The organism is Zhongshania sp. (assembly GCF_041623545.1).
GTDB lineage: Bacteria > Pseudomonadota > Gammaproteobacteria > Pseudomonadales > Spongiibacteraceae > Spongiibacter.
On record NZ_JBFJWS010000242.1, the window covers coordinates 1 to 4,922 of the forward strand.

General features: G+C 52.7%; 5 protein-coding genes. 2 read left to right on the forward strand and 3 right to left on the reverse strand.

The features are described from left to right. Positions 1–89 precede the first annotated feature (89 nt). From ABYT30_RS15485 to ABYT30_RS15495, 3 genes are read right to left on the reverse strand one after another with little or no spacing between them, the layout of a single operon-like run. A complete protein-coding gene (locus ABYT30_RS15485) occupies positions 90–866 on the reverse strand; it encodes an ABC transporter permease (protein WP_373097402.1) in 777 nt (258 codons plus the stop codon). Further along, positions 856–1,755, reverse strand: coding sequence for an ABC transporter permease (locus ABYT30_RS15490; protein ID WP_373097403.1), 900 nt, complete (start codon positions 1,753–1,755; stop codon positions 856–858). The genes ABYT30_RS15485 and ABYT30_RS15490 overlap by 11 nt, the downstream gene beginning before the upstream one ends. Before the next feature lie 15 nt (positions 1,756–1,770). After that, complete coding sequence (locus ABYT30_RS15495) at positions 1,771–2,853, reverse strand: ABC transporter ATP-binding protein (RefSeq protein ID WP_373097405.1); 1,083 nt, start codon at positions 2,851–2,853, stop codon at positions 1,771–1,773. A 229-nt stretch (positions 2,854–3,082) separates the two neighbouring features. Here ABYT30_RS15495 and ABYT30_RS15500 point away from each other — a divergent pair, with 229 nt between their 5' ends. Beyond that, positions 3,083–4,303: an argininosuccinate synthase gene (locus ABYT30_RS15500; RefSeq protein ID WP_008251863.1), complete on the forward strand. Its 1,221-nt coding sequence runs from the start codon at positions 3,083–3,085 to the stop codon at positions 4,301–4,303. Positions 4,304–4,487: 184 nt separating this feature from the next. After that, a partial coding sequence (locus ABYT30_RS15505) for a hypothetical protein (RefSeq protein WP_373097406.1) occupies positions 4,488–4,922 on the forward strand: 435 nt, incomplete at its 3' end.

Sequence of the window (4,922 nt, forward strand, 5' to 3'; positions counted from 1 at the left end):
GCTTTATCAGCCAAGGCAAATTGCGAAAGGCACAGCACAAAACAGCAAAGTAACTTTTTCACGATAGCGTCCTTCTCGAAGGGTGGGGGTTATTGCCGCAAAGCCGCCGGCGAAATTTTTGATAGTGCAGTGATTAGTATCAGCGTGACCAGCATCAGCAGGGTTGATATCGCGTTAACTTCTGGGGTAACCGCAATTTTAACCATTGAATAGATCTCCAGCGGCAAAGTGGAGCTACCTACCCCGGCAGTAAAGAAGGTAATCACAAAATCGTCAATAGATAATGTAAAGGCCATCAGTGCGCCGGCAACAATGCCAGGCATGAGTAGTGGCAAACTGATTAGTCTAAAGCTCTGCCACGGGCTGGCGCCTAGGTCGCGGGCGGCTTCAGTTAAACTTTGATCCATGCCGGCCAGTCGCGATTGTACTGCCAAGGCGACAAAGCCAATACAAAAACTGACGTGGGCGAGGATGATCGACACTGTGCCTAAGGTGACGTTGAGCAGAATAAACATCAGGAGCAGGCTTACGCCTATTAATATATCGGGCATGGCGATGGGTCCGAGCACCAGCGCGGGCAGCAATTTTTGACGGCCGCGATGCATCGCTAGACCGGCTAGGGTGCCGAGTACCGTGGCCATGGCGGCGCTGATGACGGCAATGATCAGGGAGTTGCCCGCCGCCCGTAGAATCCCTTCGTTGTGAATGAGCTTTTCGTACCATTTCCAAGTAAAGCCCACCCACTCGGCATTGAGTTTGGAGTCGTTAAATGAAAATACCACGACGACGACCAGTGGTACGTAGAGAAATAAATATACGAGGGCGCCTGCGCCGAGCAGGGTTTTGCTGGGCCGATTATTTGCCATTGCTGGTGCCCCCAGTTTTGCCCAATTTGGCGGCCAAAAGTACGAGGAGTAGGGTGATGCCGGTTAAGACCAGTGATAATACGCTGCCGAAGGGCCAGTCTCGGGATTCGACAAACTGTTGCTTGATGACGTTGCCTATCATGATGCCGTTGGTGCCGCCGAGTAGATCAGGTATGGCGAATATACCCAGCGAAGGAATAAACACTAGGATTGCGCCAGCATAAATACCGGGCAGGGATTGGGGCCATGTGATTAGCCAAAAGCATTGAAAACGATTGGCGCCGAGGTCTTGGGCGGCATCCAGTAGGCGGCTATCGTGCTTTTCCAAATTGGCGTACAACGGCAAAATCATAAAGGGCAGGTGCACATAAACGAGGCAGGTAATTACCGCCGTACTGCTAAAAATTAAAGTGATGGGCTCAAGGCCGAGGGCGGCTGTAATGTAGTTGAGTCCCGCGGTGAGCGCGCCTTGGGGGCTGAAAATTATCATCCAGGCGTAGATGCGCACCAGAAAATTGCTCCAAAAAGGCAAAATCACCAAGAGCAGCAAAAGGTCGCGAAGCCGTTTGTTGCTGCGGGCAATCATCAGCGCCAAGGGGTAGGCCATTAGGGTGCAGATGGCGGTGGTGATTAAGGCATAGCCCAGTGATTTAAAGAGTAGGCCGAGATAAATCCCTGACTCAAATAGGCGCAGCCAGTTCTCTAGTGTGAAATCGAGAGTGAATTCGCCATCTTCTAGATAGTACCACGGCGCAAGTCCACCGTATTCGCCGGGGTAGCGAAAGGAGGCGAACAGCATCATGAGGCTGGGCACTGCAAAAAATAGCAGCAAGTAGAGCCCTGGTGGCAGGGCCATTAGATTGTTGCGCAGGCGCGCTGCGCGATTCATTAAATTATGCACGGCCTACGGTACCAAGTGGCCGGCGTCGGTGCGCCAGGCAATTTGTACGGCATCGCCGGTGTCGAACAAGCGGGCGCGGCCGGGGGCATCGTTGGCCAGCATGGCCTCGATGAGAACGCCATTGGCAAGCTCAATGATGTAGACCGTGACATCCCCCAAATAGAGCATGTCGTGAACCTTGCCGCTGAACAGCACTTCGTCGCTCTCGACATCGAGGTTGGCGGCAAGGCGAATTTTTTCGGGGCGCAGAGTGAGAGCGCAGCTGTCGCCCACCTTAAAGGTGATTTCCGGATTGGCGGTGGTGGCAATTTCGCCAAGGCCTGGGATTGAAATGTTCACGATTTGCTCGTTGCTGCTAACAGCTTTGGCGTCGAGAATATTGCATTGGCCGATAAAATCCGCAACAAAGCGATTATCTGGGTAGCTGTAGAGCACTGATGGCTCGTCGACCTGGCTGATCTCCCCCTTGTTCATCACTGCAATGCGGTGTGAAAGCGCAAGGGCTTCGCCTTGGTCGTGGGTAACGTACACGAAAGTAATGCCGACTTCTTTTTGCAGGTTGATCAGCTCAATCTGCATTTGCTCTCGTAATTTTGCGTCCAGTGCCGATAGCGGTTCGTCTAAAAGTAGCAGGCGTGGCCGGTTTACCAAGGCGCGGGCAATGGCAATGCGTTGCTTTTGGCCGCCGGAAAGGGCGTCTGGGTAATGATTCGCCTTGTCGGGCAGGCGTACATCGTCAAGTACCTCGGCCACGCGGTGAGCGATTTCAGCCTTGCTCATTTTGGCCATGCGCAGGGGGAAGGCAATATTCTCAGCCACGGTCATGTGTGGGAATAGGGCATAGCTCTGAAACACCGTGTGCACTGGGCGCAATTCTGGCGGCAAGGCGCAAAGCGACTTGCCGTCGAGCAGAATTTGGCCGCTGTCCGCTTGGTCAAAGCCAGCAATTAGGCGCAACAAGGTGGTTTTGCCGCAGCCAGAGGGGCCCAGAAGGGTGAAAAACTCACCTGCTTGGATCTGCAGACTGACATTATCGAGCGCGACAAAATCGCCGAAGCTACGGGAAACAGCGTTAATCTCTAGCACGGCGAGGGGGGCTTCCGTCGGAATGTTGAATTGGCGCTATTTTTTTCCAGCAATAGGCCCGCAGTCAATAGCCCAGAGTGCAGAGATTTCAACAGTTTTACCGCTTTTTGCCCGATCTGGCCGGAACGCGCAAGCTAGCATGGCGTAGCGGGGCAAAGACCGCTAAAATGGCGGTCTTTTTTTAATCCCGCAGGCACAGCGTTTTGCGGGGGCTTCAGCGGAGTGTTAAATGTCGGATATCAATAAAGTAGTCTTGGCTTATTCAGGTGGCCTAGACACCTCAGTGATTGTCAGGTGGCTGCAAGATACCTACAAATGTGAAGTGGTGACCTTTACCGCCGATATCGGTCAGGGTGAAGAAGTGGAGCCGGCCCGCGCTAAGGCCAAAGCCTTGGGTGTGCAAGAGATCTACATCGACGACCTGCGCGAAGAGTATGTGCGGGATTTCGTGTACCCCATGTTCCGCGCCAATGCGATATACGAGGGCGAGTATTTATTGGGCACCTCAATCGCCCGTCCGCTGATCGCCAAGCGTTTAATCGAAATAGCCAATGAAACCGGCGCCGATGCAATTTCCCACGGCGCAACGGGCAAAGGCAATGACCAAGTTCGCTTTGAGCTGGGAGCTTACTCATTGAAGCCCGGCATTAAAGTCATTGCGCCCTGGCGCGAGTGGGACCTGACGTCCCGCGAAACCTTAATGGCCTACTGCGCCGAGCGCAATATTCCGGTCGACTTTGCCGGTAAGAAGAAAAAATCGCCGTACTCAATGGACGCCAACCTGCTGCACATCTCCTACGAGGGCGGCAATCTGGAAGACCCGTACTGGGAGCCAGAAGAAGACATGTGGCGTTGGTCAGTTAGTCCGGAAGCGGCGCCAGATACCCCGACCTATATCGAGATCGGCTATGAAAATGGCGACCCAGTGACCTTGAATGGCGAGGCGCTCAGCCCAGCGACGATGCTGGCGACACTGAATAAAATTGGTGGCGACAATGGTATTGGCCGTTTGGACTTGGTTGAAAACCGCTATGTGGGCATGAAGTCGCGGGGCTGTTACGAAACCCCCGGTGGCACTATTATGCTGCGCGCTCACCGCGCCATTGAATCGATTACCCTCGACCGCGAAGCGGCGCACCTGAAAGATGAATTAATGCCTCGTTACGCAAAACTCATCTATAACGGCTATTGGTTCAGCCCAGAACGCCGTATGCTACAGGCGGCCATCGATGAGTCCCAGGGTTTCGTTAACGGTGTTGTGCGCTTGAAACTCTACAAAGGAAATGTGGTCGTAGTGGGTCGCAAGTCTGACAATTCGCTCTTTGACGAGAAAATTGCGACCTTTGAAGATGACGCTGGCGCCTATAACCAAAAAGATGCAGAAGGCTTTATCAAGCTAAATGCCCTGCGCCTGCGTATTGCCGCGAATAAAGGCCGCTCTCAGCTGTAATTTATTCGTTAAAGAAAGGGGCGGTTACAGCCCCTTTTTGATTTAAGGGGCTTTTAATTAGGGGCCTTTGATTTAAATTATTAATTTCCGTGACGGTGCCTGATTCTCAATTCATCAGCTGCATTGTCAAACCGCCGGTATGCGTGTTGGCGCTGGCCTGAATTTGCAAATTGGGATGCTATTGATGATTTTTGAACCGCAGATGTACGGACGTAAATTCTGGGCGCTGTCGCTCGCCATCGGCATCATTGCCACCAGTGCGTGTAGCGGCGATAGGAATAACAACAGAGGTTTTCGTGGTACGGAGCCTAATTCGCGGCAGTTTATCGTCAATGAATCCTTGGGTAGCGTCGAGTTTTCCAAGGGCGCAGTTACCGGTAATACCAAGAGCCTTTCTTTGGCGATTGGCAGTGGCGCTTTTCGGCCAATCGGCGAAAGCAATGATGTTTTTTATACGGTTACTGATCGCGGTCCAAGTATTCCTTGTGTTGGCAGCGAAGCAGTGACTGGCATCGCTAATTTTTGTGATGGCAATACCGGTTCTATTTTTGCGCAGCCAGATTATTCGCCGCAAATCATTAAATGGCAGCTCAGCGGTGTTGGCACCGGCTTAAAATTA

What these genes read in the sequence shown, in the direction of transcription:
- ABYT30_RS15485 (WP_373097402.1), bottom strand. Translation starts at nt 866, where the DNA reads ATGGCAAATAATCGGCCCAGCAAAACCCTGCTCGGCGCAGGCGCCCTC.
- ABYT30_RS15490 (WP_373097403.1), bottom strand. Translation starts at nt 1,755, where the DNA reads ATGAATCGCGCAGCGCGCCTGCGCAACAATCTAATGGCCCTGCCACCA.
- ABYT30_RS15500 (WP_008251863.1), top strand. Translation starts at nt 3,083, where the DNA reads ATGTCGGATATCAATAAAGTAGTCTTGGCTTATTCAGGTGGCCTAGAC.